The organism is Vibrio sp. GJ43-1 (assembly GCF_055808835.1).
Genome location: NZ_CM147884.1, coordinates 1,569,665 through 1,593,991, shown reverse-complemented (window position 1 = coordinate 1,593,991; position 24,327 = coordinate 1,569,665). Strand labels below are relative to the sequence as shown.

22 protein-coding genes and 2 pseudogenes are annotated in these 24,327 nt (G+C 44.6%); 7 read left to right on the top strand and 17 right to left on the bottom strand.

The genetic code is table 11. From position 1 onward, the window contains the following. Positions 1-2: 2 nt before the first annotated feature. The 10 genes from AC0L66_RS07740 to AC0L66_RS07695 all read right to left on the bottom strand — a co-directional run bounded on the left by AC0L66_RS07740 (position 3) and on the right by AC0L66_RS07695 (position 11,544). Positions 3-1,394, bottom strand: coding sequence for a DUF3131 domain-containing protein (locus AC0L66_RS07740; RefSeq protein WP_473568999.1), 1,392 nt, complete (start codon positions 1,392-1,394; stop codon positions 3-5). Then, positions 1,387-2,814 (bottom strand): DUF3131 domain-containing protein, encoded by a 1,428-nt coding sequence (locus tag AC0L66_RS07735; protein ID WP_473568997.1) that lies wholly within the window; start codon positions 2,812-2,814, stop codon positions 1,387-1,389. The genes AC0L66_RS07740 and AC0L66_RS07735 overlap by 8 nt, the downstream gene beginning before the upstream one ends. 30 nt (positions 2,815-2,844) lie before the next feature. Further along, the gene (locus tag AC0L66_RS07730; RefSeq protein WP_265673194.1) at positions 2,845-4,161 is read right to left on the bottom strand and encodes a DUF3131 domain-containing protein; all 1,317 of its coding nucleotides are present in this window, start codon (positions 4,159-4,161) and stop codon (positions 2,845-2,847) included. Beyond that, complete coding sequence (locus AC0L66_RS07725; protein ID WP_473568996.1) at positions 4,151-4,558, bottom strand: hypothetical protein; 408 nt, start codon at positions 4,556-4,558, stop codon at positions 4,151-4,153. Before AC0L66_RS07725 ends, AC0L66_RS07730 begins: the two co-directional genes overlap by 11 nt. Before the next feature lie 52 nt (positions 4,559-4,610). Continuing rightward, a complete protein-coding gene (locus AC0L66_RS07720; RefSeq protein WP_473568994.1) occupies positions 4,611-5,966 on the bottom strand; it encodes a glycosyltransferase family 2 protein in 1,356 nt (451 codons plus the stop codon). Positions 5,967-6,108: 142 nt separating this feature from the next. Next, positions 6,109-8,265 carry a glycoside hydrolase family 2 protein gene (locus AC0L66_RS07715; protein ID WP_473568992.1) on the bottom strand — a complete coding sequence of 719 codons (2,157 nt, stop codon included), beginning with the start codon at positions 8,263-8,265 and terminating at the stop codon, positions 6,109-6,111. Between the two features lie 16 nt (positions 8,266-8,281). Beyond that, entirely contained in the window at positions 8,282-8,761 is a 480-nt protein-coding gene (locus AC0L66_RS07710; RefSeq protein ID WP_473568990.1) for an ATP-binding protein, read from the bottom strand. Positions 8,762-8,771: 10 nt separating this feature from the next. Continuing rightward, positions 8,772-9,896 (bottom strand): sugar phosphate nucleotidyltransferase, encoded by a 1,125-nt coding sequence (locus tag AC0L66_RS07705; protein ID WP_473568989.1) that lies wholly within the window; start codon positions 9,894-9,896, stop codon positions 8,772-8,774. 79 nt (positions 9,897-9,975) lie between these two features. Further along, complete coding sequence (locus tag AC0L66_RS07700; protein ID WP_265673200.1) at positions 9,976-10,308, bottom strand: STAS domain-containing protein; 333 nt, start codon at positions 10,306-10,308, stop codon at positions 9,976-9,978. Between the two features lie 12 nt (positions 10,309-10,320). Further along, entirely contained in the window at positions 10,321-11,544 is a 1,224-nt protein-coding gene (locus AC0L66_RS07695) for a SpoIIE family protein phosphatase (RefSeq protein ID WP_265673201.1), read from the bottom strand. Positions 11,545-11,689: 145 nt separating this feature from the next. On the opposite strand from AC0L66_RS07695, the gene AC0L66_RS07690 reads away from it, so the two are divergent. The 6 genes and pseudogenes from AC0L66_RS07690 (at position 11,690) to AC0L66_RS07665 (ending at position 17,335) form a co-directional block, all read left to right on the top strand. Next, positions 11,690-12,673 carry a hypothetical protein gene (locus AC0L66_RS07690; protein ID WP_473568987.1) on the top strand — a complete coding sequence of 328 codons (984 nt, stop codon included), beginning with the start codon at positions 11,690-11,692 and terminating at the stop codon, positions 12,671-12,673. A 257-nt stretch (positions 12,674-12,930) separates the two neighbouring features. Then, positions 12,931-14,346: a FlgD immunoglobulin-like domain containing protein gene (locus tag AC0L66_RS07685; RefSeq protein ID WP_473568986.1), complete on the top strand. Its 1,416-nt coding sequence runs from the start codon at positions 12,931-12,933 to the stop codon at positions 14,344-14,346. Then, positions 14,259-14,540, top strand: a pseudogene (locus AC0L66_RS07680) (calcium-binding protein); the annotation flags it as partial. The gene AC0L66_RS07685 and the pseudogene AC0L66_RS07680, both read left to right, overlap by 88 nt. Positions 14,541-14,582: 42 nt before the next feature. Beyond that, positions 14,583-16,331, top strand: coding sequence for a calcium-binding protein (locus tag AC0L66_RS07675; protein WP_473568984.1), 1,749 nt, complete (start codon positions 14,583-14,585; stop codon positions 16,329-16,331). 11 nt (positions 16,332-16,342) lie between these two features. Then, positions 16,343-16,537: pseudogene (locus AC0L66_RS07670) on the top strand (calcium-binding protein); the annotation flags it as partial. Between the two features lie 21 nt (positions 16,538-16,558). Further along, positions 16,559-17,335 (top strand): calcium-binding protein, encoded by a 777-nt coding sequence (locus tag AC0L66_RS07665; protein WP_473568982.1) that lies wholly within the window; start codon positions 16,559-16,561, stop codon positions 17,333-17,335. A gap of 201 nt (positions 17,336-17,536) precedes the next feature. On the opposite strand, the gene AC0L66_RS07660 is transcribed toward AC0L66_RS07665, so the two are convergent. From AC0L66_RS07660 to AC0L66_RS07635, 6 genes are all read right to left on the bottom strand, one after another. Beyond that, positions 17,537-17,782 (bottom strand): YfgJ family double zinc ribbon protein, encoded by a 246-nt coding sequence (locus tag AC0L66_RS07660; RefSeq protein WP_473568980.1) that lies wholly within the window; start codon positions 17,780-17,782, stop codon positions 17,537-17,539. Positions 17,783-17,995: 213 nt separating this feature from the next. Beyond that, positions 17,996-18,256: a hypothetical protein gene (locus AC0L66_RS07655; protein WP_265673206.1), complete on the bottom strand. Its 261-nt coding sequence runs from the start codon at positions 18,254-18,256 to the stop codon at positions 17,996-17,998. Between the two features lie 3 nt (positions 18,257-18,259). After that, positions 18,260-19,390 (bottom strand): HlyD family type I secretion periplasmic adaptor subunit, encoded by a 1,131-nt coding sequence (locus tag AC0L66_RS07650; protein WP_473568978.1) that lies wholly within the window; start codon positions 19,388-19,390, stop codon positions 18,260-18,262. Beyond that, entirely contained in the window at positions 19,387-19,563 is a 177-nt protein-coding gene (locus AC0L66_RS07645; RefSeq protein ID WP_473568977.1) for a hypothetical protein, read from the bottom strand. Before AC0L66_RS07645 ends, AC0L66_RS07650 begins: the two co-directional genes overlap by 4 nt. A gap of 8 nt (positions 19,564-19,571) precedes the next feature. Beyond that, positions 19,572-21,272: a type I secretion system permease/ATPase gene (locus AC0L66_RS07640; protein WP_473568975.1), complete on the bottom strand. Its 1,701-nt coding sequence runs from the start codon at positions 21,270-21,272 to the stop codon at positions 19,572-19,574. Between the two features lie 120 nt (positions 21,273-21,392). Next, positions 21,393-22,025 (bottom strand): hypothetical protein, encoded by a 633-nt coding sequence (locus AC0L66_RS07635; protein WP_265673209.1) that lies wholly within the window; start codon positions 22,023-22,025, stop codon positions 21,393-21,395. A gap of 232 nt (positions 22,026-22,257) precedes the next feature. On the opposite strand from AC0L66_RS07635, the gene AC0L66_RS07630 reads away from it, so the two are divergent. Beyond that, positions 22,258-23,742: a DUF3131 domain-containing protein gene (locus AC0L66_RS07630; protein WP_473568974.1), complete on the top strand. Its 1,485-nt coding sequence runs from the start codon at positions 22,258-22,260 to the stop codon at positions 23,740-23,742. Positions 23,743-23,837: 95 nt separating this feature from the next. Here the strand turns inward: AC0L66_RS07630 and AC0L66_RS07625 are convergent, their stop codons facing one another. Beyond that, positions 23,838-24,182 carry a RidA family protein gene (locus AC0L66_RS07625; RefSeq protein ID WP_265673211.1) on the bottom strand — a complete coding sequence of 115 codons (345 nt, stop codon included), beginning with the start codon at positions 24,180-24,182 and terminating at the stop codon, positions 23,838-23,840. Positions 24,183-24,327 lie beyond the last annotated feature (145 nt).

The following is a 24,327-nucleotide window of genomic DNA, read 5'->3' as shown; positions in this document are numbered from 1 at the left end:
CTCTAATCATAATCATCAAAGGTCTCCGTCAAGCACTTACCTGGGTGGTAAAAACGCGAATCAAATTGTACATCTCGATATTCTCGATCCTCTTTAGGCTGGTAGAGCTTTCCTTTCTTTTTATAGAGTAACGCCTCTAATACCCCTGCATTGGTTTTAAGGGTAATACTTTTCTCATACTTACTATTGCGCTCGTATCGGCCTTCATACCAACCGCGTTGAGGATCATAGAGCTCCTTGACCAAAATCATTAATCGATCAGTATAATCCGTTTTCCAAAGTGCCCACATCTGAAACGCGACCCTTGTTGATACTAACGCCAATAGGTCATGGGAACTGCCATCCTCTGCGACTGTTATCCATGGAGTTCCAAGGGCATAAACAGCGTCATAGACAAAATAAGGGTCACCAGCGACCACATGATCACCGCGCGCGGTATAAATTCTATCAGCATCCCAGCGAGCTTCTTGCACCCGGTAGAGTGAGTTCGCCATCGCCGACATCACTTCATCAGTATGCGTCGCATCTGAAGAAGAGCGGTCGTCGATTTTGTCCCAGTTAAATTCCAATCCCATCCATAGATAAGGCGTGCTGTAGACCGGTCTAAGCACATCAAAATTGCGTGGATCTCGCCCATCAAATAAAAGGTCAATACCATAAATCGTGGCAACATCATAAGGGTCTATCCGCATCGCTTTATAAGGAACCACTTGCCAATCCAGATACCCGTATGACGTATATTCCTCTACCCCTAGACGCCCCTCTTTGTATCGCGTGACATTTCCGTCAAAGATCGCGCCTCCAAACAGCTCACCATCTTCATTAATCAGTTCACAAAAATTCCAACGCAACACGGCTTTATCAACGTATTCAGAAAATTCCGGCGAATGCTGTTTAACCATGGCTAAAGCAATTAACAGACGTCCAACATCCAGAGAAGACCAACCTATATCTTTAGGTTGTAAGCCATAGTCCGTCATTTGACCTGTTTGTGTGTGATAGACTTTGTTTGGGATTTGTCCGATACTCAGATTCATATCGTTCAGAAAGGTTAAAACAAGGGTAAGACGCTCGTCGTATTGCTTGTTAGAAATAAATTCAAACTCTTTTGCTGCCAACAGTGAGATTAAATAATCCGATATGCCCGACATATTTGTTGAGGGGAAATTGTCAATACCATTGACTAATCCAGTTTGAAGCTGAGTGTTATTTTCAATGTATTTCCAGGCAGTACTTGCCCATGCGAGCTCTTCTTCGGTTAGCGCACCAAATCGTCCTTGCCTAAAGCTTTGAGAAGCGTTAATTGCATCGACACCATCGCTCACACCGCGGACAATCGTCCCGCATGCGACCAATACTGGAAATACAATAAGCAATACTGCGTGCTTAACCATCAGCGACATCTCTACGTTTTATTTTGCTTTTTTTGTAATTTTCTCGCGGTAAGCACTGCCCTTCATAGCCAAACGGTGTCTCTAGCGCTTTTTCCCATAAGCTTGGGGCTGGTTTGTCCTTATAGCGCAACAATTTCCCTTGTTGTTTGTACAACAATATTTCCAACGTGATGCCGTTATTATTAGAGGTAAACGTATTAATTAGACCTGTACCATTTTCATAAATCCCTTCATAGAACCCCTTATCCCGATCATAGATATGAGAAACATGGTCAAACAGTAAGTCGGTATACTCTGTATCCCACAGCACCCACATTCCCATCGCACCTTTAATGGCAACAGCTGAGTATTGTGGTAGATATTCACCAACCTCAGAGATGGTATTCCATGCAAAGCCATCGGTATAAATTGTGTCGTAAACAAAGTAAGGCGCCCCTGCTAATTGATGTTCAGTCCTAGCAGTGATAATACCAGTTTGTTTATAACGCTCCTCCTGAACGCGATAAATCTGAAGCGCAAACTCCGCCATCCACTCATTGGAATAGTTAGCATCATGCCCCGTTTTGTCTTCCGTTAAATCCCATCCAAGCTCCACACCATCTAAAACATAACTTTCAGTTACAACGTAACTATGTGCCTTTAACTTTCTTGGGTCACGTGTGTCATATGGCACGTCGTAGCCGAATAAGTTGATGGTCGCATACGGCTCAGGGTCTGATGCTTGACTGGTATCAAAACCCCAAAGTTGAAAACCTTTTGCTGCGTATTCTTCGTAACCCAGTCGCCCCTCTTGAAGATATTGCACAGGTTTATCTTTTTCTAGAAGAGCGCCAAACATCGTGCCATTTTCGTCTACAACATTACAAAAATTCCAGCGTAAGATTGCAGAGTCGATACTCGGTGCAAATTCTGGATACCTTTGCTTAATGATATACAACCAAACCAGAAGCCGCCCTAGATCTAGAGCAGAGTAGCCAATTTCCCCAGGTTGGTTGGCGTAATCCACCTTCGCGGCATTTTGAGTGTTATAGGCCTTATTTGGTAACTCTCCACGAAACAGGTCAAGCTTACTTAATGTCCCTATAAAAGCAATTAAACGCTTATCAAGCTCTTCCTTCTCGATAATTCCTAACTGATGCGCACTCACCGCTCCAGCAAGATAGGAAGCCGCATCCCACCATGTTACTGATGGGTAGTTATTTACCGCATTGACTAAACCCGTTGATTCTTGATAGTTATTTTCAAAATATTTCCAAGCAATTCTGGCCATATCCATTTCTTTTTCCGTCAGTTCACCATGACGAGGCTGAGGTATGCTCCAGTGAGATTTTCGCTCAACAATATCTTCTGAAAACTGATTATATTTATTACCACACCCAGCTACGGCCAGCGCGATACATAGTGTTGACAAATAACGCATCGAATTCTCCCTAATACTGCACAATCTCAATTACTGAGCTCCAACCCGTAACAAGGGGCCATTTTCTATGTAGGCCAAGGACTCCAATACAATGCCATTGGTATTGGCAGTAATCGCTCTATTAGGACGGCCGTCCGCTTCATAGCGCCCTGAATACCAGCCTTTACCATCAGAAAATAGAGGCGATACTTCACTAATTAGAAGATCGGTGTAGGCATTCTCATAAAGGGCGTACCAACCGAAAGCAGCCTTCGTTGACAACGTTTTCAGGTGTGATTGATCTTTACCGTCGTCAGAAATCGCATTCCATTTTTTTCCATCGGAAAAGACTGTGTTATAGACAAAATAAGGTGCCTCATCGACGTTATCTTCACTCACTGCGGTCACTATGCCTATATCGTCGTAACGGCGCTCCTGTGCACTAAACACACGATGTGCGAATATTCTTGAGACACTGTCTGAGCCAAACTCAATGCCATCTAAAATATAGGACTCACTCACCACATAGTTGTGGGCGTGATACTTAGCGGGATCTCGCTTGTCCGTTGGAATTTCGATCCCGTAGACATCGACCATATCTAGGTAATCTATATATTTCATTGAGTTAAACACATCCCGCCCCATCAGAAATAATGATTTCGAAGCATACTCTTCATACCCAATTCGCCCTTCCTGGACAAGTTCAAAGCCACCTTGTTCATTTGGTCGAGAGCCATATAAATAGCCTTCAATTAGCATCTCATCCATTTTCCAATGATTTAAAATGTTGGTGACTTCAGTATTAAATTGTGGATATTGCCAAATAAGAATATTAAGCGGGACTAAAATTCGTCCAATATCAATCGCTGACCAACCAATACCGTCCGGTTTTGGATTGTTTTGGTAGTCCACCATGGCTAGCGTTTGTGTGTTATAGGCTTTGTTAGGTAACTTCCCTTCAACCAACGGTAAACGGGCTAACGATCGAAGGGCCTTTTCCATCCGCATCTTAAATACGTCTTGTGTCACTATGTTGATTTTTTCCGCCGCAATTAACCCCATTAAATAAGACGCCGTATCCCACATTGTCGTTGAAGGATAGCCATCAACTGAATTCACCAAACCAGTGTTTTCTTGATAGTTATTTTCAAAATATTGCCAAGCCGTCGTTGCCCAAGTAAATTCTTCTTGGGTGAGCACTCGCTGCGCTTTTAACGGAATCTCTTCATGTGCCTCAAACGTGATATTGCCTAATGTTTTGCCATAATCACGCGTTTCAATAGAAAAGGCGATAACGAGCGCGGTTGCGAGACCAAGAATGAAAACAATATGGTGCCTTGCCGCTAACAATGCATTACTAAACTTCATACTTAAGATCCTCTGTCTCTGAAACGGCCGCTTTATCTGCTGTATCTTCTTTTGGTGGTTCCCAAAATGCTGCTGCAATCATGCCCCACATTGCGAGCATATTATTGATGATCCAAAACGTATTCAGAACTAGACCACCTTCTGAATAGCTGCCCCATCCTCCAAAATAATGACCGTACCAAGCAAATCCTAAGCTAAATAGGCTGAGAAAAAACACAGCCATCTGAGGCGCCACCAGTTTGGCAAAATTACCTGTTTGTCGCTCTTTTGGCGTGGTAGGGAAACTGATTTTCCGCCCTCTCAATACGGTCCAAAGTGCACGCATATTCACTGGGAAGAAAGATAGGAAATTGGTTTTACCTTTATAGCCAGCTACTCCCCATGTACCAATCATCATTGCAATTTCCGCGGTTAATACGTAAGGAAGAAAATGAAGATAAAAGGTCACGTCATAAGCACTGACCTAGTGCAATAGAGGTCAAAAAATAGATGATAGGACAAGCTAGAAATACGATGTTCCAAACCGCTGATAGATTGGACCAGAAACTACCGCCATACATGAGCTTCTGTTTTAGATTCAACCCCTTGCGAAATATCGGGTTATCATTCATGAAAATGTCAATGGATCCCCCAGAATACTTGAAGCGTTGAACCGTCCATGTTTGTAAATCTTGCGGCGATAACATTTTACTTTCAACGTCTGGGTGCATAATGGAACGCCAGTTACGCTGAGAGTCCGAATGCAACACAATTGACGTATACAGATCTTCTGAGACATGAAACTTATAAGGAGTAAACTCAGTATCAAACAAAATTTCATTTCGTAAATTTTCAGAAACAGATTGATCGACGCTTTTCTCTTTGGTCAGTTTTCTAATCTGTTTCTCGACATCTTGTTGTTCATTGGTAATTTGTTCGGCATACGCCCTCAAAGCGGCTTCCATAACCGCTTCTCGGCGGTGTATAGAACCAGCTCCACAACAAAATGCAGCGTTAACCCAATTTCGTCTACGTTGAATCACGTCATAAAACATTTGGGGGTCGTTTACAAACGGGTCTTGACCGAAGGTCACAGGGCCGTAAACTTTCTCTATGCCACGGCCCAGTGGTGCCGCCCAATTACCCAATTTTGTTGATAGCCACTTAGGCAATCGAACGCCTTCAGGGAGGTCAAAGAACCACTGGGGCGTTTGAACCCATGCCACATCTGGATCTCTAAAGTATCCTAAGGTATGTTCTAAAATCGTAGAAAATGGACGAGTATCTGCATCACAGATAACGACAAAATCACCATAGGTTTGCTCCATGGCATTTCTTAGGTTTCCCGCTTTAAAGCCGACGTTCCCTTCTCGGGTAATATAGCCAACACCCATTTCTTCTGCGAGCGCTTTCATCGATGTCCGTTTACCGTCATCCAAGATAAATATCTTCATGTCGATTTCACTGGGATAGGTAATTTTCTGTGCGTCCTCGATACTCAATCGCACCAAGTCTGGTTCTTCATCATAGCTAGGGAAAAATACATCAACCGAAACGGGGCGGTCCTCTTCACAATCACGAACGCACTGATTAATATTGGAAGGAGGGGTTTTCTTCGGCTCATCTTTCGTCTTCCACATATTAATAGTAAACAAAATGGAACCTATAAATGCACAGGATTCAGCAAAAGCAAGTGGCAAAGAAAACCACAACGCATCCATGTTTAATGCGTAGGTCCAACGCCACCATAAATACCACATCCCGAGTGTGAGGTTACACGTCGCTAGATACTGATACAGCAACTCTCTCGGAATGCTATGGGGCACTGGCTTCTGGTGGTGTTCGATGTTCGAACTTTTTGAAATACATATCCATCAACTTAACTTCCCTTATTAAGCGTTTCATGCTTCAGTTTCTTAAATGACCTTTATATGTTTAGTATCTCATTCAACATACTTGTTCAGGCCATTAATAATCACCCGCTCTATAGTGATTACTTGAAATTAACTGTCCATTCCCACCAATGATATTAATTACAAAATCATCAGTTATATTTGACTGTTCAATTGTGGCAATTTTCACAACCTTGTTGTGCTCAATTGTTATATTCCTCTCTTGCCAGCATGATGTGGGTTCAGCTTTGCCTTCTATGCAGTTAATTTCTATCTTCGCATTAACAATATCGTCTCTTGAGTCATTGATTACACTGATATTTAATAGCTTAGACGAAGATTTATCTTTTACACTGGCAACGGGTAAAATCGGCTGAAAAGATTCTTTAATTGCTAGGTATGCCAATTTTTCTTGCCGTTCGACATCTAATATCGACCACGTTACAGAAGGCCAGCTATCCACAAACATAAACTGATAAATAGCCGCAATTCCATTATTTTTCTTCAATCGTAACTGCTCAGCAGCGTATTTATTCACGACACGTTGATACTCTTGGCTGTTAATAATTAGCTCATTAACACTGTCTCCCATATTAACTTTTGCCAAGTTAGTCATTTCATGAGGCTGAAAATTGTGATATTCGAGAGTAGCCAATTGCTCTGCGCTTAATGGCCAAGTATCTCTATCGGTCAAGAAGCGGGATAATATCGCTTCACGCGGTAAGGCTTGTGCACCAAACTCACTAATAATGGGTGGTCCTTGCAGTCTTTTATAGTCCTTATAATGACCTGAATACCAGCCAAACCAAGGATGTTCGTGAGTGTAAGAGGCCTCCCGCACAATGCGACCATCATCAGCACGTAACAGCGCTTCATGCACCGATGCCGTCAACTGTCTATTGTGAGATCGTTCATAACTGGGGTACTTATACTTCATCCAGGTCGCATCCCAAGGAGGCTCATTATGGCCACTCCAGAAGGCGACAGACGGATGATTAGATAGCATATTGGTCATTTCAGTTGCTTGCCGAGCCGCTTCAATCGCTGTCGCCAATGAGTTTTCATAGCCCCACTGTAACGGGAAGTCTTGCCAGACAACAAAACCATATTCATCTGCAAGTTCATAAAAAGCCTGCCCAGCGACATGCCCATGCACTCTAATGCCGTTAATATTCGCTTGCTGCATCAACGTCAAATCGTTGGCATAGTCCTCACGGGTCACCTCTCCTAACCACTGGCTTGCAATATAATTTGTGCCTCGGATGAAGTATGGAAGATCATTAATGTAAAAATGTTTCTCTGATTCTGAATACCTTACTTCCCTAAACCCAATGCGCTGCATTATTTGGTCAGACAAGGCTTGATTCGTTAATGAAACCTCCACTGTTAGATCGTGTAAGTTAGGCTTTCCCCAATCATAAGGCCACCACAACGCTCTCTTCATTGTTGGTACTGCCCATTCAACTATATTTGTTCCCTGCTTGAGTTCCGTTTCCAAAGTGTAAGTTTCACTACGGGTTTGATGATCCGCTTCCAAGGGCGAGACAAGGGAGATATTAATATGCGCTTGCCCTATAACTAAGCTATCCAGCTCAATGGTTAAGGTCCCCGAGGTAAATCGATTGGAATCAATGGTTGGAATAAACGTTGTTTCTTTAATTGCAATTGGCCCCGTTTTTTTGAGTGTAACCTCCCCCCAAATCCCGCCAGAGTTGGCGTCCTGCCCTTTGTCTGACCACGCGCCTCCTGGTCGAGTATCATGGTGGCTTAACACGCCTTTGAGCTCCCTTTTATTCAGTGACCAATCCGGAAGTTTTTCATCATTTTCACTTTTAACGATAACGGTTAATTGGTTGTTTTCTTGTTTAATGAAAGGCGTGACATCAAAGGAAAATGGAGAGAAATAACCAGTATGTGCGCCTACCGGAATGTTATTCAGTGCAACTTTAGCCTCGTAGTCAACCGCGTCAAACATCAACCAGTATCGGCCATTTTCAGTTGACTCTGTCACATTAAACGAGGTTTGATAGAGTGCTTCACCTGAAAACTCCACGCCTTGTGAATACCAATTAGAGGGGACAGATAACGAACGCGAATAAGGCTTAGCTATAGGTGTCAACGAGGTAAATTTCCATTGGCCATGCAGCGATTGAGAGCTCACAGATTGCACTGCTGGCTGACTAGTGCAGCCCTGCAGTAACAAATAAATTAAACTTAATCCTAGAATTCTCATGACCGCCCCCATCGCTTCATGACCGTATGGTTTTTATTAAGGTAAACGTATTTTTTTCTCCATCTTGCGTTAACTCCACAGTATCGAGTAACGCGGCCAATATAATGAACCCACGTCCTGAGGTCGTCCATGTATCAGGGTCATCAGGGTCAGGCTCAATAAAATCCGCCTCTAACGCACCGCGAAACTCGTCTTGTGACATCCCCTCACCAAAATGGGTGATATCGACAATAACTTTATTTTCGTTGTAGCGACTCGTGACTTCTATCGGCTCACCATCTTGACCAGCATAGGCATGCTCAAACGCGTTATTGATAAGTTCGACCACACAAAGCTCAAGTTCACCGATATCGCTATCACTCAAGCGACGTGAATGCCAGAACCCTTTCAAATCCTCGGCGGCCACTCTTGATACATCGATGGTGCTTTTATATGTATTTGAAAATGTTTGCCCATCTATGGTCATTACTGAGACCTCATCACCATTAATATGCATTGAGTATTGCCTACATCGTGTTTATCGCATCGGTTAAACGATTCATTGCCAAATATGGTCGTAAATTCGTCCACATCACTGAACTTGCAGCCTGACCATCATGACCAATACTGAAATCGCCAAAGATGGTTTGCTCTGCGATATCGACTCCCGAATGAATCTGCGTGTAATCAAAGATTAACGAATGCTTGATTGTCGCACCGCTTTTAACGTGACAATTGGCACCAATTAAGGCTGGCCCAACAATGGTTGCCCCATCCTCGACTTTACATCCGCTGCCAATTACGACCGGTGGGACGATATTACATTTCGATAAATTAATGTTGGTGTTAATGCCTAGCCAAATACCGGCTTTGACTTGCGTTCCAGGGATACGATAACCCGGGACCTTCCCGCTCAATACGTCTTCCGTTACTCCCCAAATATCTTTGATATTACCCACATCCAGCCATTGAAAATTCATCTCAACCGCGTGGAAAGGGATATGCTGCTCAACCAAAGTTGGGAAAAGTTCGCTACCAATATCAAACTCTGTCTCTTTGGGTATGTAATCAAATATCGCAGGTTCAAAGATGTAAATCCCCGTATTCACCTGATCAGACAACGCCTCTTCCTTAGTTGGTTTTTCTTGGAAGCTTTCAACTCGCCCTTTATCATTGGTGACAACAACGCCATACTTTTCTACTTCATCTGCGTGTACTCGTTTGGTAATGATCGTGGCAATCCCACCATTTTTACGATGCTTTTTAACGGCCTCTTTAAGGTCCAAGTCAATCCATGCATCTCCACAGACCACAACAAAAGTCTCGTCGAAAAAACCAGAAAACTCTTGGATTCGCTTCATTCCACCAGCCGAACCTAACGCCTTGCTTTCAAAGACCCCTTCCTTTAAAGCGCCTTCACATGAATACGAAAGCTGAGCGTCAAAATGGTGACCGTCACCAAAATACCCCTCAATAACTTCAGCTAAATGACTGGTGTTAATGACAATTTTACTTATGTTATGCTGAACAAATAATTCAATCATTGACTCCATTACCGACTTACCCAAAATTGGGATCATCGGTTTTGGTATCTGCTGAGTAATGGGCCGAACACGCGTCCCTTTCCCTGCCGCCAGAATCATTCCTTTCATATTATTTCCTAGCCGTTGTTCGTTATTGCTGCCAGATATTGGCAAATACATTGTTGGTAAGTCGCTGGTCAAAAACTAGTTAAACTGACGTCGTCATAGCATCTTCCACCGTGTCATACGTTTTAATCAACCTGTCCATACGAGTAAGTTTGAACAGCTCGCGTACTGGCTGTTTGGCACCTACTACAGCAATTTGCTTGTCTCTCAATAACTTGTAAACGGCCATCACCGCGCCTAAGCCACTGCTATCCATAAATGTCACCTGCGAAATGTCGAGCAAGATATTCGGTTTAAGCTCTGATTTGACCTCTTCTATGGTCTGACGAAAAGACGTCGCAAGCTTGGCATCGAAACGCGCTTCTTGAACTTGAATGACCGTAAACAACTCGCTACTAGAAATATCGTACTTCATATAATTCCCTACCTATTGTGGTGTCCATTTACAAACCAGAATGCTGATATCATCATCAAACATTGCATTTTTTTGCCATTCGCGTACCGCAGATACTATCTCCCCAGGCTTCTCGTCAAGCGGCTTTCTATCCTGAAGTGCGATCAAGTTTTTTAATCGCTCTTCGGTATAAAACTCTTCCCCTACTCTCGCTTCGGTGATGCCATCGGTATAGAGCCAAATCTCATCTTCCGCTCCCAAACATATGGTTTCTTGTTTGTAGTCAGCAAAATCAAACATGCCAACGACAAAGTTGTCATCGCCTAAGAATTGAGTCGTCCTCGCCTCTTGTTGCACCCAAATAATCGGAGGATGCCCAGCTGCGCAGTAATTTAATTCACCCGTTTTCTTGTTCAGCACGGCATAAATCATTGTAAAATAAAGGTGATTAGATGAATCCTGGCTGTATATTTCATTGAGCTTCGTCACCACTTCATCAGCAGGTCGGATCTGTTTCTCATCCCCAGTTCCCTTAAACACCACTGAATTGGGGCCATTCACAACAGACAATGTTTGATGCACAGAAAAAGACAACAACGCAGAGGCTACCCCATGCCCCGACACATCCAATAGATAAAACCCAACATGATCCTCATCTAGGGGAAAGTAACCCAGAATGTCTCCGCCAACCTGCGCACTTGGAATGGACGTATAGGCCATCGACACCCGTTTAAATTCAGTGCGAGTTGGAAGTAACTGACGTATAAAGTCACCAGCCGAATCTAAATCCTGCCTTATCGTGGCGTATGCCGAATCTAATTGATGATTTTTCTTGAGTAATTCATTATGAAGACCCAAATTTCTGAAGCCAGCTCGAATACGTGCATCAAGCTCATCGATGGCGGTGTTTTTCGCCACAAAATCGTCAGCTCCGGCATCGATACCACTGATTATTGAGTCCTGATCATCTTGCGACGACAATAAAACAAAGAATATGTAACGATTATAATTCGTAGACTTAAGCTCTTTACATAATTGAACACCGTCCATCTTTGGCATCACCCAGTCACTTAGTACGAACTGAATGTGCTCACTTTCGTTTAGTGCTTCCAATGCTTCATAGCCATGGCTTGCCACTGTCACGTCATAGCCTCGCTTCTTTAACAGCGAACTCATTAAGATCTGCGTTGTTTTATTGTCCTCAACTAACAGAATCGCTCTCTCTATTTGGTTCTTACTGAGTTCAACGTTTTCCATTCATCAGAATTCCGCGATTTCCAATCATATTAATCAGGATAGGAATAGAAACTTGGATTACCAAAATTTTTTTTGTTTTCTTCACGTTAGCGTGAGATTGTGCTTGAATAAACAGAAGGAACTATTGCTTTCGGCACAGGGAAATATGAGCAAAAAGACGAAAATCTGTATTATTGTTGCCCTCATACCATTAGCAGTAAAGGCCGATGACTATTTGTCCCATTCTAGGCAACATGCCCCGGCTCCTATTTCTCCAAACATCACCAAAGATGACAACACTATTAATAAAGAACCAGAAGAAACCGAAGTGGACTTAATTTGGCGAGGAGTTGAAAGCTCTTTTGAGCTACCTTTAGGTGAGTTAAAAGATCGTGACGGATTATCAGGACTTAGTGGTAACTTCTCTCTAAATCTACCATTAAAGCAAACGACAGAAGCTAATTTACCTGCTGGGGCCACCAACGGGCCTTCCAATGTAAATTATACTGCCAACTTATCTCTTAAATATGTACTACTCGGAAATTGGTTTGTATCAGGGACACTTTATTACTACCTAGATAAAGATCAGCAACAAGCATGGAATCCAGATTTCACTTATGTTTTCGGTTACAGTGATTGGCGCCCATATACCTTTAGTCTGCTTTACTCTAATTATGGCGGTAACCGCTTTGCCCCTGAACCCGGTGGTTCCCGCACCAACTTTAACGAAGGGACGTGGTCACTGGGGTGGAAATTTCCCGTAACAGGAAAACTACTGGAGTGGACTAGAGTTAGCGAGGATGGCAGCATTGGTTGCCAGACTGATTATAATTATACGCCAACCTACTTTGATCTCGCATCAACAGATTACAAAGCGCATCATCAAACCTTATCTCTTGGCTGTAAATACGCCATCACAGGGAATTGGTATCTTAACGCAACGGCCTTTTACTATTTCGACCGTTCGCAACAACAACCGTGGAATCCTGACTATACCTATGGTTTTGGTTACTTTGACTGGCGACCGGGAACCATTACGGTTCAATATAATAATTATTCAGGCAATCGTTGGAACTCAAATGATGCCGCAGAAAGTACTGGCCGATTTTTAGATGGTTCTATCATGATTGCCTATTCGTTTTCGTTCTAACTCCCCCCCCCCTCTTTTGTCACTCTTCCGTGTTTGCAATTTGTGTTTCTTTTTGCTCGTCAAAATAAAATACAGTCTATATAACGCCCCTCTACAACCTATAAAAATAAATACCCTATAAAATCAAACCCTAACACATATAATCAAAATCTGGCACATATCCTGATCTATTTAGACAGTTGGGAGATTTAATTGATTTTGCTGTCGAATATCCTAATCCATACATATTAAAAACGTCAGGCTTAGAGAAATATCTCATGGAAGGAACCAAACATAACGATCTTATTACCGGAACCAAGAACGCAGATAACATCAATGCCCGTTCAGGTAACGATGAAGTACACGCACACCAAGGGGATGACTTTATCGCCGGAGGTGAAGGTTCTGACCACATTGAAGCGGGAGACGGATCTGATACCGTATTAGGTGATGTGGAGTATGAGACGCCAACAGAAACAACAACGACCGAAAGCAGTAGTAGCAACGATTCATGGGGTGCTAGTCAATCGGTCTACTCTTTCTCTGCTGCGGAGCAAACCGAGGGGAGTGACCCCATCACACACAGCGTTAGGCTCGGTAATTACTTAGTCGACCAAACTAGCAGCCTCACTGCCAACTTTAATGTCACGACAGCTAGCGAAAGTGTGGTTGTCGTTATAACCGATGAAAATGGGCAAGTCATTCAAACGCTGCCCGCAACCGTTGATGAAAATGGTGACGTATCACTAAGCTTTACTTATACCTCTGAGCAATCCTCAAACGACTCCCCCATTCATTTCTCATTGGAAACGACCGATGGACAACCTCTTTCACAAGTTAATAGTGTTGATATTGCCGTAGATGGTCTTTACGACGACACCATAGACGGTGGTGCTGGTGACGATATCTTAAAGGGCCAACAAGGTAACGATACTATCTTTGGAGGAAGCGGAGATGACTTTCTCGACGGAGACATTAACGATGACCAATTATTTGGCGGTGAAGGCGATGATGTTTTAGTCGGTGGGAATGGCGATGATGTTCTATCCGGCGGAGAAGGGAATGATACGCTTCTAGGCAGCGATGGAGATGACCGACTACAAGGAGACGCTGGTGACGATATGTTACTTGGCGAACTTGGTGACGACATCATTTATGGCGGAGAAGGGGCCGATGTCGCAATTGGTGATGATGGTGATGACCAGATCTATGGTGAAACTGGAAACGACGTACTACTCGGGGGCAAAGGCACTGATTATATCGACGGTGGTACGGGCGATGATGAAATACAGGGTGAAGAGGGAAATGACACTCTTTATGGTGGAGAAGGCGCTGACTTCATTATGGGTGGCGATGGTGACGACATTATTCACGGCCAGTCAGACAATGACCTTCTCCTCGGTGGTGACGGTAACGATACCTTGCTCGGCGGCTTAGGCGACGATGTTATCGTCGGTGAAGTTGGCGACGATCAACTATCAGGAAACGAAGGGAATGATGTTCTCATCGGTGACGCTGGTGACGACTACTTAGTTGGTGGCGATGGTAACGACGAACTCTATGGTGGTACTGGAACTGACAACCTGTTAGGGGGGATGGTAGCGATATCATCCACGCCAACGAAGGTGACGATATCATTTCGTCAGGTCAAGGCGATGATCAGATTTACGCGGGTTCTGGGGATGACCAAATAGAAACGGGCGCTGGCGATGATCTCATTTTTGGCCAGAGCGGACACAACACTATCGAATCTGGTGATGGTGCCGACACAATTTATACCGAGTCCGGTGACGACATCATTGAATCTGGTGCTGACAATGACACCATTTTCGCTGGTGGCGGTCAAAATACAATAAACACAGGCGATGGTGCGGATACGGTTTATGCCGATAGTGGCAATGACATCATTGATTCCGGTGCAGGCAGTGACGTGATATACGCGGGCGATGGTGATAACCAAATCCTCGGGCAAGATGGTGATGATCACCTTTATTCCAGCTCTGGCGCAGACGCCATTCACGCCGGAACAGGTCACGATACCGTTTACTCGGGCTCGGGTAACGATACCATTTCAGCTGGCACTGGTAACGACCGAGTCTTTGCAGGCGCTGGCGATGACGTCGTACTTGGTGAACAAGGAAATAATACCCTGTTTGGCGAGGGCGGAAATGACACGCTAACCGCGGGTTTAAACGCCAGCGAGCTCCACGGTGGTTCAGGTCATGACACTCTCACAGGTTCAGATGAAGACGACGTATTAAAAGGCGGTGCTGATAACGATACATTGGTATCGGGTAAAGGTAACGACACCGTATATGCCGGGACCGGGACAGATACTGTCGTGACCGGTGAAGGCGATGATATTGTCTTTGGCGAAGCTGGTACCAATACCATAGAAACCGGTGCTGGAAACGATTCCGTGTACGGAGGAACAGGAGCCGACAACATTAACACTGCAGAAGGCCGTGACACCATTTACGCTGGCGGCGGTGCGGATACCGTCTATTCTGGCACTGGAGATGACCACCTTGATGGTGGCGCGGGCGATGACGTGCTATATGGCGAGGATGGAAATGATGCCATCTTTGGTGGTGATGGCGACGACCAACTCATCGGTGGTGATGGATACGACTTTCTAGCGGGTGGCGCGGGTAACGATACCATGACCGATGATGGTCAGGACACCCTCCTTGGTGAAGTGGGAGATGACACACTTATCGCGGCTTCTACTGGCTCTCATCAAATTTTTGGTGGTACTGGTAACGACACGTTGATCGGTAGTGATGTCGCCGATTCCCTCTATGGCGGTAATGATGATGACACCATTACTGGAGGCGGCGGTAACGACAACTTATTTGCTGGTGATGGACAAGATACCGTAGATGCAGGCTTGGGTGATGACACTGTGTTTGGCGAAGCAGGCACGAACACCATCACTCTTGGTCAGGGTGACGATATCCTTTACGGCGGCGAAGACAATGACACTGCTACTGGGGATCAAGGCAACGACACGCTTTATGGAGGGGGCGGTGCCGATACACTCTCTGGTGGCGAAGGCACTGATACTATTGATGGCGGCATTGGCAGTGACCAACTATTCGGAAATGAAGAAAGCGACGTTCTGCTCGGTAATGCTGGAAACGACCGTTTAGACGGTGGTTCTGGCGATGATTACCTATTTGCAGGCTCAGGTGATGATCACCTCATAGGAGGTGAAGGAAGTGACCAACTACATGGCGAATCCGGTGACAATACACTCGATGGCGGCCTAGGTGACGACATTATCCTCGGTGGCACTGGCAATGACACCATTATTGGCGGCGAAGGCGATGACTATATCAAAACGGGTGCGGGTAATGATTCCGTCACTGGTGGCATTGGCGATGATGACATCATTGCTCAAAGTGGCAATAACACCTTATTTGGTAACGAGGGTAACGATACAATAAGCTCTGGCGATGGCAGTGATCACATTGAAGGTGGCGAAGGAGATGACACCCTATCATCGAGTGATGGCGACGATACATTAAGAGGTGGTAGTGGTGCTGATTCACTCATAGCCAACGCTGGCAACAATAAGCTGTACGGCGGCGATGACAGCGACTCACTCTCCTCTGGAGCAGGCCATGACCAACTTTGGGGCGACCAAGGTAATGACAGTCTAAACGCTGGCGCTTAAGCGACGATAAACTGTATGGCGGAGCGGGCAACGACCTTTTAAACGCAGGCTCAGGTAACGATTTACTCGAAGGCGGCGAAGGTGATGACAAGCTTTATGGCTATGGCGATAACGATACGCTAGACGGGGGCACTGGCGCCGACAAACTTTATGGCGGCGATGGTGATGATACGCTTTTAGGAGGCACTGGTAACGACCGATTAAAAGGTGACAGCGGTACCGACCAATTGTTCGGTGGCGAAGGTAATGACCGCCTTGAAGGTGGCTCCGGTAACGATATCCTCTATGGCCAAGACGGCAATGACACTGTATATGGTCAATCTGGCGACGACCACATGTATGGCGAGCTCGGTGATGACAAAATGTATGGCGGCTCTGGTACTGACCACCTATCCGGTGAAGAAGGTAACGATACACTCGACGGTGGCGGTAACAGTGATTACATTGATGGTGGCGTTGGTGATGATACACTTCGTGGCGGATCGGGCGATGATTTGATCTTTGGTCAGGAAGGCAACGATTCGCTCGACGGTGGCAGCGGCCTTGATCAATTGTTTGCAGGCAGCGGCGATGACACGCTTATATTCGATAGTGAAGAACTGAACTCTGGTGATGCTAACTCCGTCTACTTTAGCGGAGGGGAAGGTTTTGATGTGCTGGTCGTGGGTAACGATGGCGACAACCAAACTATCGACATGTCAAAAACCGCCTTCCAAGAGATTGAAGGCATAAAAGTCACTTCAACCGATACCGATATTTCAATTGCACTCGATAAGGTCACGATCAATGACACCGTGCCGGTGACGCCAACGGTCAGTTTGTTTGTACTGGCGCAAAGTCTATCGACTTGTCTGGTTGGGGGTGGGAGCTTAAAAGTACCACTACAGATATGGATCAAGGACTTAAAGATGCCTACGAAGCACAAAACCTTGACACGTCTAATTTGTATGGCTACAAACTCGAAAGCTCAGATGGAAAAGAAGTCACTATTTGGAGTGATTTAGAGCAAGACGACATTAATTTCCCATCAGATATAACTTAGGCTTGTCGTCGTTATATTCCTCGTTGGGTGAATGAATCGTCATTCACCATTTTTCAACACTTCCTTGCAACACGACTGTTTGCCCTCTTAATGTAGAGGGCTTTTTTTGCGTTGTTATTAGTTCAACTCACTATGAGCAACAGCAACCGTTATTCAATGCCCTCTAACGACTTACTGCAGCAACAACTTCCTGCAACTGCCAGCGGATGGTGGTACGCGACTTCTGCATTCTGCAACCGTTACAGTAATAGCTCACATTGCCGCATGCTTTTAATGCTTCAAGTGAGTCGTGACACTCCGGACAAAAAGGGACTTTTCGGTATTTTGTCGTACACTTTGAACATACATTGCTAGTATTCAGTAATACGTCTACCTGACACTTCGGGCACAGTAAGATAGGTTGATTCATAATTGTTCCTCTTTCGCCAAATCCAATTTAGAAGCAAACCGCTTTTAGCTGCGAGTTCACAACACGTCCCCCTACTACCTGGAGGTTTGCTGATTGTTTGCCTAAAAAACACTACGAACAAGTAACATACCGTATCGATGATACAGAAAGGAAGGAAAGGAAAGGAAAGGAAGACCAACCATAATATCTATACAACAAGTTGACGCTTATACACTAGTTCGAATGCAAACAGCCATAGACTTTTTCATGGCAGCGTTGACACTGATAGGAGTGGCGGTGTGTTTTTTCCCCACAATGTGGACAAGGTACCATTCGTTTATCCGAGCTGCACAAAATGAGAATCAAACCCACAGGCCCAAGTACGTACCCTAGCAACGCACCAGCAATCACTCGCCCTTTTTTTGCACCAACAACGACAGAAAGCACGAGAAAAAAGCCATAAAATGACAACCAAAATAACATTTCAGGTTCCATACACTATACCTCTCTCATGGCGCGATAATAGCTAACCGTTAACGGCGCGGTTAAGTAGTCCCATAGCGTTCTCTTCTCCAAAACAATAAAGACTTCCGTCTGCATTCCGGGATACAGTTCAATATTATCTAATCCAACCAGAGCGTCCTTCGCCAACTTTACTTTCACCCGGTATCCTGTTTGCTGTTCGTTGGAATCATCGCTCAAGCGGTCTGCTGCAACATAAGTCACCTCGCCATCTACTGGTGGCGTTTTTCTAACGTTATAAGCACTTAAACGAACTTTAGCCTGCAGCCCTACGCGCACAACATCAATGTCTTGCGCCGGGATCAGAGCTTCTATAATCAGTTCATCAGTCTCTGGTACTATCTCCATGAGAACATCACCGGGGTTCACAATTCCACCAACACTCGCCACATTAAGTCCGACCACGGTACCATTGTGCTCGCTGCGAATGGTGACTCGCGACTTAACATCCGTTGCTGCTTTAAGCGCTTCACTAATATCACGAGATTCCTTTTGTACTTGCGCAAGTTGGGAAGAATAGGTTTGTTTTAACTCCAACAACGTTGATTGATGATTTTGCTCTAAGGTTGCCAATTGACGATGGTTGACCTCTGTTTCAGCACTCACTTCTGCTAACTCAGCATCCACTCGCGCTGCTGCTCGTTTTAGCTCAAGCATTCGGGTTTTTGACACGTAGCCCTTTTTCACCAACCCTTGTGTCATATCAATCTCCTCTTTGAGAAGAGACAACTGACGCTCGATCGCTCTTTTTTGAAACTGACCACCGCGAACTTGTTCGTCCAACAGCGCTTTTTTCTGCAAATACTGCCCTTCCGTTAACTCAAGTTTGAGAATAGCTTGCTGATATTGCAATTGTTCACTGCTGATCACATTGGCTACAACCTGAGTTTTATCAGCCGTATCTATCTCAATGCCGTCATCCACAAACCTCCAATCAACTTGTTGGCTGTCATCTAATAATGCTTGAAGTCGGCGTTTTTGATAATCCAAAGAAATAGATTTCAATATTAACCGCTGAAAATCCGCTTCAGCTCGCGAATTTGATAACTCAAGCAAGACATCGCCCGCCTGAACACTTTGTCCCTCTTTAACGTAAACTTGCTTCACCCACCCCCTTCAAGGTGCTGAACTTGTTTACGCTTACTTTCTACCACCAGCACCCCTCTCGCAATAGAAGCCGCGCTAAGATCAACGGACACCGCCCACCAGACAAAACCCACTGTCGTGACTAGACTGAGAATAATCCCTTTTCTGATAACGCTTTTAGTATCAAATACCATAGCCACTCCTACCCTGTACTTTTAGACTGATGGTCATCAATTCTGGCGGGAGCACCCGTTTCTGCATGTAACCCCAGAAATTGCTCACTTTTCCCGGCTTTCTCTACCTTGCCGTCTTTTAATAAGATCACCCAATCCATCTGTCTTAAAAAACCCGGTCGATGACTAATCATCACCGCTGTAATTTCATTTTCTTTACAGTGCTGAAGTACAATCGCAAGTGCCACCTCTCCCTCAGGGTCAAGGTTGGAATTAGGCTCGTCTAATACCAGCACTTTCGGATTTGAAAAAATAGCCCGAGCCAGACCTATTCGCTGCATTTGACCACCAGAAAGTTGCAAGCCCCCCTCACCACAGTACGTTTGGTAACCGTCAGGGAGCGATATGATGAGCTCGTGAATACATGCCAATTTAGCGGCAGCGATGACATCTTCGTCTTTTGCATGACTGAATCGACTAATATTGTCTCTAACAGTGCCCGATAAAAGTCCGACATGCTGCGGTAAATAACCAATATGTTCACCAAACTGGGTCTCAGACCACTGTTCAATGGTGGCCCCATCCACCTCTATCATGCCAATACTTGGCTGATAGATACCCATAATGAGCTTAGCGAGTGTTGATTTACCCGAACCAGAATTTCCCAGTATTGCCAACGACTGTCCACCCGCTAATTTGAAATTAATGTTCTGCAGCAATGGTTCTTGCATCGTCGGTAGTTTAAGAGCAACGTTTTTAAAGTGAATTTGACCTTTAGGTTCAGGAAGGGTGACTTTTGATATCGACGGCTCTTTTTCAGCCAGTCGATTTAGACGATACCAAGCCCCCGCTGCGCTATACCATGATTTCCAAGCCGATACCGCTTGTTCAAATGGCGATAACACACGCCCCATAATGATAGAGCTGGCAATAATCGCTCCGGTACCTAGCTGCTGAGTAAGCACTAAATACACACCAAGAGTGAGCACCGCAATTTGCAGTAAGGTGCGAAAATATCGGCTCAACGATAACAATCGCCCCATTCGCGAGTTAACTTGCCATTGATAAGCAAGCAACTTTTCGCTTTTACCTTCCCAAACTTTGCCGATACTGTCTGACATTCCCATCGCTTTAAGCATAGGAGCATTGCGCAAGTAGTCATTAAGTTCCATATTGGTACGATTAGAGTATTGATTCGCCACATCATTTGACCGACGACTGTGGTACAGAACCACCACTGCCATCATCATAAATACGGCGCTACCGATTAAGGCGACCGCACCAATATACGGATGTAGCATAAATAGGATAATCAGAAAAAACGGCACCCAAGGAAGGTCAAAAATAGCAGAAGTAGAAGGGGTAACGAGGAAATTACGGATTTCGGATAAATCTTGTAAGCTTTGTTTCTCAATTCGATTGGTCACCGAAGACTGAGAAATGCTTTTGGCTAATAACACGCCACTTAATTGAGCATCTAATTTCAACCCCGACTTTTGCAACAACTCGGTGCGAATATACTCCAGTAAAAATTGTGCCGTCACCAAAAAGAGGACAATGCCCATTAACGCAAACATCGTCTCTAGACTCGAACTCGACAGAACTCGGTCAAACAATTGCAAGCCATAAATGGGTAGCGATAACACCAAAAAATTAATGACACAACTGAAAAAGCATACTATCCAGAGCTCTTTTCTAGTGTGCGTAAATGCGGACTTAATTCGTTCCATGTAAGCCACAAACCTCAATAGTATTCAACTAAAAAGGAGTATAGTAACTACGACAACAATGTGTATTTTTTATGCGTTCAATAAATATCTCAGAAACAAGCAGTTAAAGTTAAATGGGACTTATGCTAAGTTAAATCGACGACTAATTTCAATTCCACTTGCCACCGCTCGATGGCTCTCTTTCAGAATCCAATTGATGGGGTTTCTTACCCAAGGTTGAGGATCGTTCTCTGGAAATCGGTCTACGGTTTTCACTGCGACGACGTTCAAGCCTACTTCTTGACACGTTTCAATACAGCGTTTGGCATGCCAAGACTGGGCCACCACCACTACGTTTCGGCCTATAGCACAATCAAGCGCCTGTTTCGCGATATCCGCAGTGGTGAGATAATCATCGCTCGATATCACGTGCGCGTTAGCGACTTTATGAACGGCGTGCTTCGCGACCTCTTGCTGTAAATGGGCATCTAAAAACGGATAGTCTTTCATTAAACTGACGACTTGTTGGCCAAGGCAACGATTGACATCATCACTGTCTCCAAAGGAAAACGCGATGACACTATGAGCCTCTAATGGATTGCCATAATCATCAATCGACAATTGGGTTTCACCTAAATAGGTTTCCACTCTTTGTTTTTGTTTTTGACTAAGCTGATAGTCGCGTGAAGACGCAAGGAATTGTTGTAACACTGTCGCCGAATGGCGAACGGGAGAAAGTTCTGAGCGAGTTAAAGTATTGATAAAATTTCGCATAGCAGCACCTCGTTGGGTTAGCCCTGCCTATCCGTTGACTCAATACAGTCCGTTGACGCCATGATAGTACCAACTTCAACAAAAAAATGACAGTGCTTAGTACAAAAAGTAACCGACCTTTATTAACACTGAGCGTTCGATTTTGAGACACTATCGATCTAATGAAACTCGAAAATAATAACTTATGTATTATCATTAGGTTATCTTCTGCCTTCCGTCTGGGGACTTTTTATTGGTATCACGCTTAATTCGGTCTTTTTTCATCATCTTGATGCCAGCGGCGTTTGTGTACGCGGATACTGGCATGCCCGAATTACCAAGCTTTTATGGTGGTCGCGCTGTGGCCCCAGGTGAAACAACCAAAGAAGCGAAAACCATCGACTATCAGCGACGTGCTTTAGCTCCACCAATTCGCCCAGAAGCCCCCCTAGACGAATACAGCCCTCACGCCTTGCCCTCTCCCTTGACCATGATGGATGAAGCAGAACACAGCCAAGAATCGTTTTTAGTCGATGTTCAAAAGCTATCTCGTAATGACTGGCTGATGGCACGAAAAGCCCAACATTATTTCCAAAAAAATCACCACGAAACAACGGGGATGTGGGATTCGGTTCAAGGCTACCATCACGCTACAATGTGGGACATTGCCAGCGGGCTAGCCGCCACATTGGCCCTACACGCTCTTAAGCTAGAAACCACCGAAATAACCCGTGACCGACTTCGTACCACGTTAACCACACTCGCTGACTTTCCACTTTACAAAACAACACTGCCCAATCGAGAATACAGCGCAAAAACCGGGTTACCCAGTGGCAGTTATAGCACCAGCGCCTCAAACGGTAACGGTTGGTCCGCATTGGATATTGGCCGTCTGCTCATTTGGTTAAAAATTACCGAGGTACGTTTTCCGGAATTGTCGCCCATCGTCCAAGACATCACATCTCATTGGAGCTTATCCTCAGCAATCAAGGAACAAACCCTTTATGGAACAAAGTTGTATAAAGGTAAGGAATATTTTAGACAAGAAGGTCGATTAGGCTATTTGCAATACGCTGCGCAAGGCTACGCACTCTATGGGTTCGACTTGTCTGCTAGCTACGACAATACCACATCAGAAACCATTAGCGTGGACGGGATGGACTTGTATGTAGATACACGTAATGTGCCCTATTTCACTAGCGATCCCTATGTATTACTTGCATTAGAGATTGGCCGTCCACAAGTATGGTGGAACCAATTAGACGCGCTCTACCAATTACAAAAACATCGCTCAGAATTAACGAACCAGCTCCATATTTACGCAGAAGATGCGATGAGTAAAAGCCCTTGGTTCGCCTACAATAATATCTACTATTACGGGACCAGTTGGTTAAGTGTTAGTCCTGGTGGCAAACCCATTGAAACACCACAGCGATTCAGTAATAAAGCGGGCTTTGGTTTCAGCGTACTATTTGACGACGCTTTCAGCGCAAAACTTAGAGAAGAAGTCCTTCGAACCAGTTTAAACGCCAGAAGTATCCCCACTGGCATCTATACGGACAATGGGACAAACAACGCGTTCAATATCAACACTAATTCATTAGTGCTTGTGTCTTTGTGGTACAAAGCGCTCGGAAAAATCCCGATCCTAGAAGCTTCAATGAGCCAACACTTAACATGGGAAAATCAAGTGTCCGAAGATCAAGCATTGCAGATTAAAAACATGGACGATGGATAGTCAGACTGAGGGGGCTCAAGAAGAAGGGGGATACGGCTTAGAAATAGACCGCCTTTTTCATAGAATAAAGGCGGTCTATTTCTCACAGCGTCAATTTACACCGCCGCGACCACTGAAATTTCTACTAATAACTCTTCTCTTGCCATGCTTGCTTCAACACAAGCGCGAGCTGGGGCGTAGCCTTCTGGTACCCACGCATCCCACACCTCATTCATGGCTTTAAAGTCTGCCATTGTTTTTACGTATATCGTTGCAGATAGCAGTTTTTCGCGACTCGAACCGACACTTTCAAGCAATTCATCTACTTTTTCCAGCATGGTTGTCGTCTGGTGAGTAATGTCTTGAGTTGAATCCTTAGCGACTTGCCCACAAAAATAAACCGTACCGTTATGAATCACTGCGCGGCTCATACGTTGTTTTGTTTCTTTTCTTTCAATCATCTTACTACCTGTTATTACGTCGACATGTGCGGCTTAAACCGAATAAATACCCGCAAATAATAAAGCGCATACCATGCTACAGCAATGGATTCTTTTGAAAACCGAGAACACGCGCTAAGTATCAATATCATCATTATTTATATAA

Excerpts from the sequence above, each read along its gene's own strand:
- AC0L66_RS07740 (WP_473568999.1), bottom strand. The coding sequence starts at position 1,394 with ATGGTTAAGCACGCAGTATTGCTTATTGTATTTCCAGTATTGGTCGCA.
- AC0L66_RS07735 (WP_473568997.1), bottom strand. The coding sequence starts at position 2,814 with ATGCGTTATTTGTCAACACTATGTATCGCGCTGGCCGTAGCTGGGTGT.
- AC0L66_RS07730 (WP_265673194.1), bottom strand. The coding sequence starts at position 4,161 with ATGAAGTTTAGTAATGCATTGTTAGCGGCAAGGCACCATATTGTTTTC.
- AC0L66_RS07725 (WP_473568996.1), bottom strand. The coding sequence starts at position 4,558 with ATGATGATTGGTACATGGGGAGTAGCTGGCTATAAAGGTAAAACCAAT.
- AC0L66_RS07715 (WP_473568992.1), bottom strand. The coding sequence starts at position 8,265 with ATGAGAATTCTAGGATTAAGTTTAATTTATTTGTTACTGCAGGGCTGC.
- AC0L66_RS07710 (WP_473568990.1), bottom strand. The coding sequence starts at position 8,761 with ATGCATATTAATGGTGATGAGGTCTCAGTAATGACCATAGATGGGCAA.
- AC0L66_RS07705 (WP_473568989.1), bottom strand. The coding sequence starts at position 9,896 with ATGAAAGGAATGATTCTGGCGGCAGGGAAAGGGACGCGTGTTCGGCCC.
- AC0L66_RS07700 (WP_265673200.1), bottom strand. The coding sequence starts at position 10,308 with ATGAAGTACGATATTTCTAGTAGCGAGTTGTTTACGGTCATTCAAGTT.
- AC0L66_RS07695 (WP_265673201.1), bottom strand. The coding sequence starts at position 11,544 with ATGGAAAACGTTGAACTCAGTAAGAACCAAATAGAGAGAGCGATTCTG.
- AC0L66_RS07690 (WP_473568987.1), top strand. The coding sequence starts at position 11,690 with ATGAGCAAAAAGACGAAAATCTGTATTATTGTTGCCCTCATACCATTA.
- AC0L66_RS07685 (WP_473568986.1), top strand. The coding sequence starts at position 12,931 with ATGGAAGGAACCAAACATAACGATCTTATTACCGGAACCAAGAACGCA.
- AC0L66_RS07660 (WP_473568980.1), bottom strand. The coding sequence starts at position 17,782 with ATGAATCAACCTATCTTACTGTGCCCGAAGTGTCAGGTAGACGTATTA.
- AC0L66_RS07655 (WP_265673206.1), bottom strand. The coding sequence starts at position 18,256 with ATGGAACCTGAAATGTTATTTTGGTTGTCATTTTATGGCTTTTTTCTC.
- AC0L66_RS07645 (WP_473568977.1), bottom strand. The coding sequence starts at position 19,563 with ATGGTATTTGATACTAAAAGCGTTATCAGAAAAGGGATTATTCTCAGT.
- AC0L66_RS07640 (WP_473568975.1), bottom strand. The coding sequence starts at position 21,272 with ATGGAACGAATTAAGTCCGCATTTACGCACACTAGAAAAGAGCTCTGG.
- AC0L66_RS07635 (WP_265673209.1), bottom strand. The coding sequence starts at position 22,025 with ATGCGAAATTTTATCAATACTTTAACTCGCTCAGAACTTTCTCCCGTT.
- AC0L66_RS07625 (WP_265673211.1), bottom strand. The coding sequence starts at position 24,182 with ATGATTGAAAGAAAAGAAACAAAACAACGTATGAGCCGCGCAGTGATT.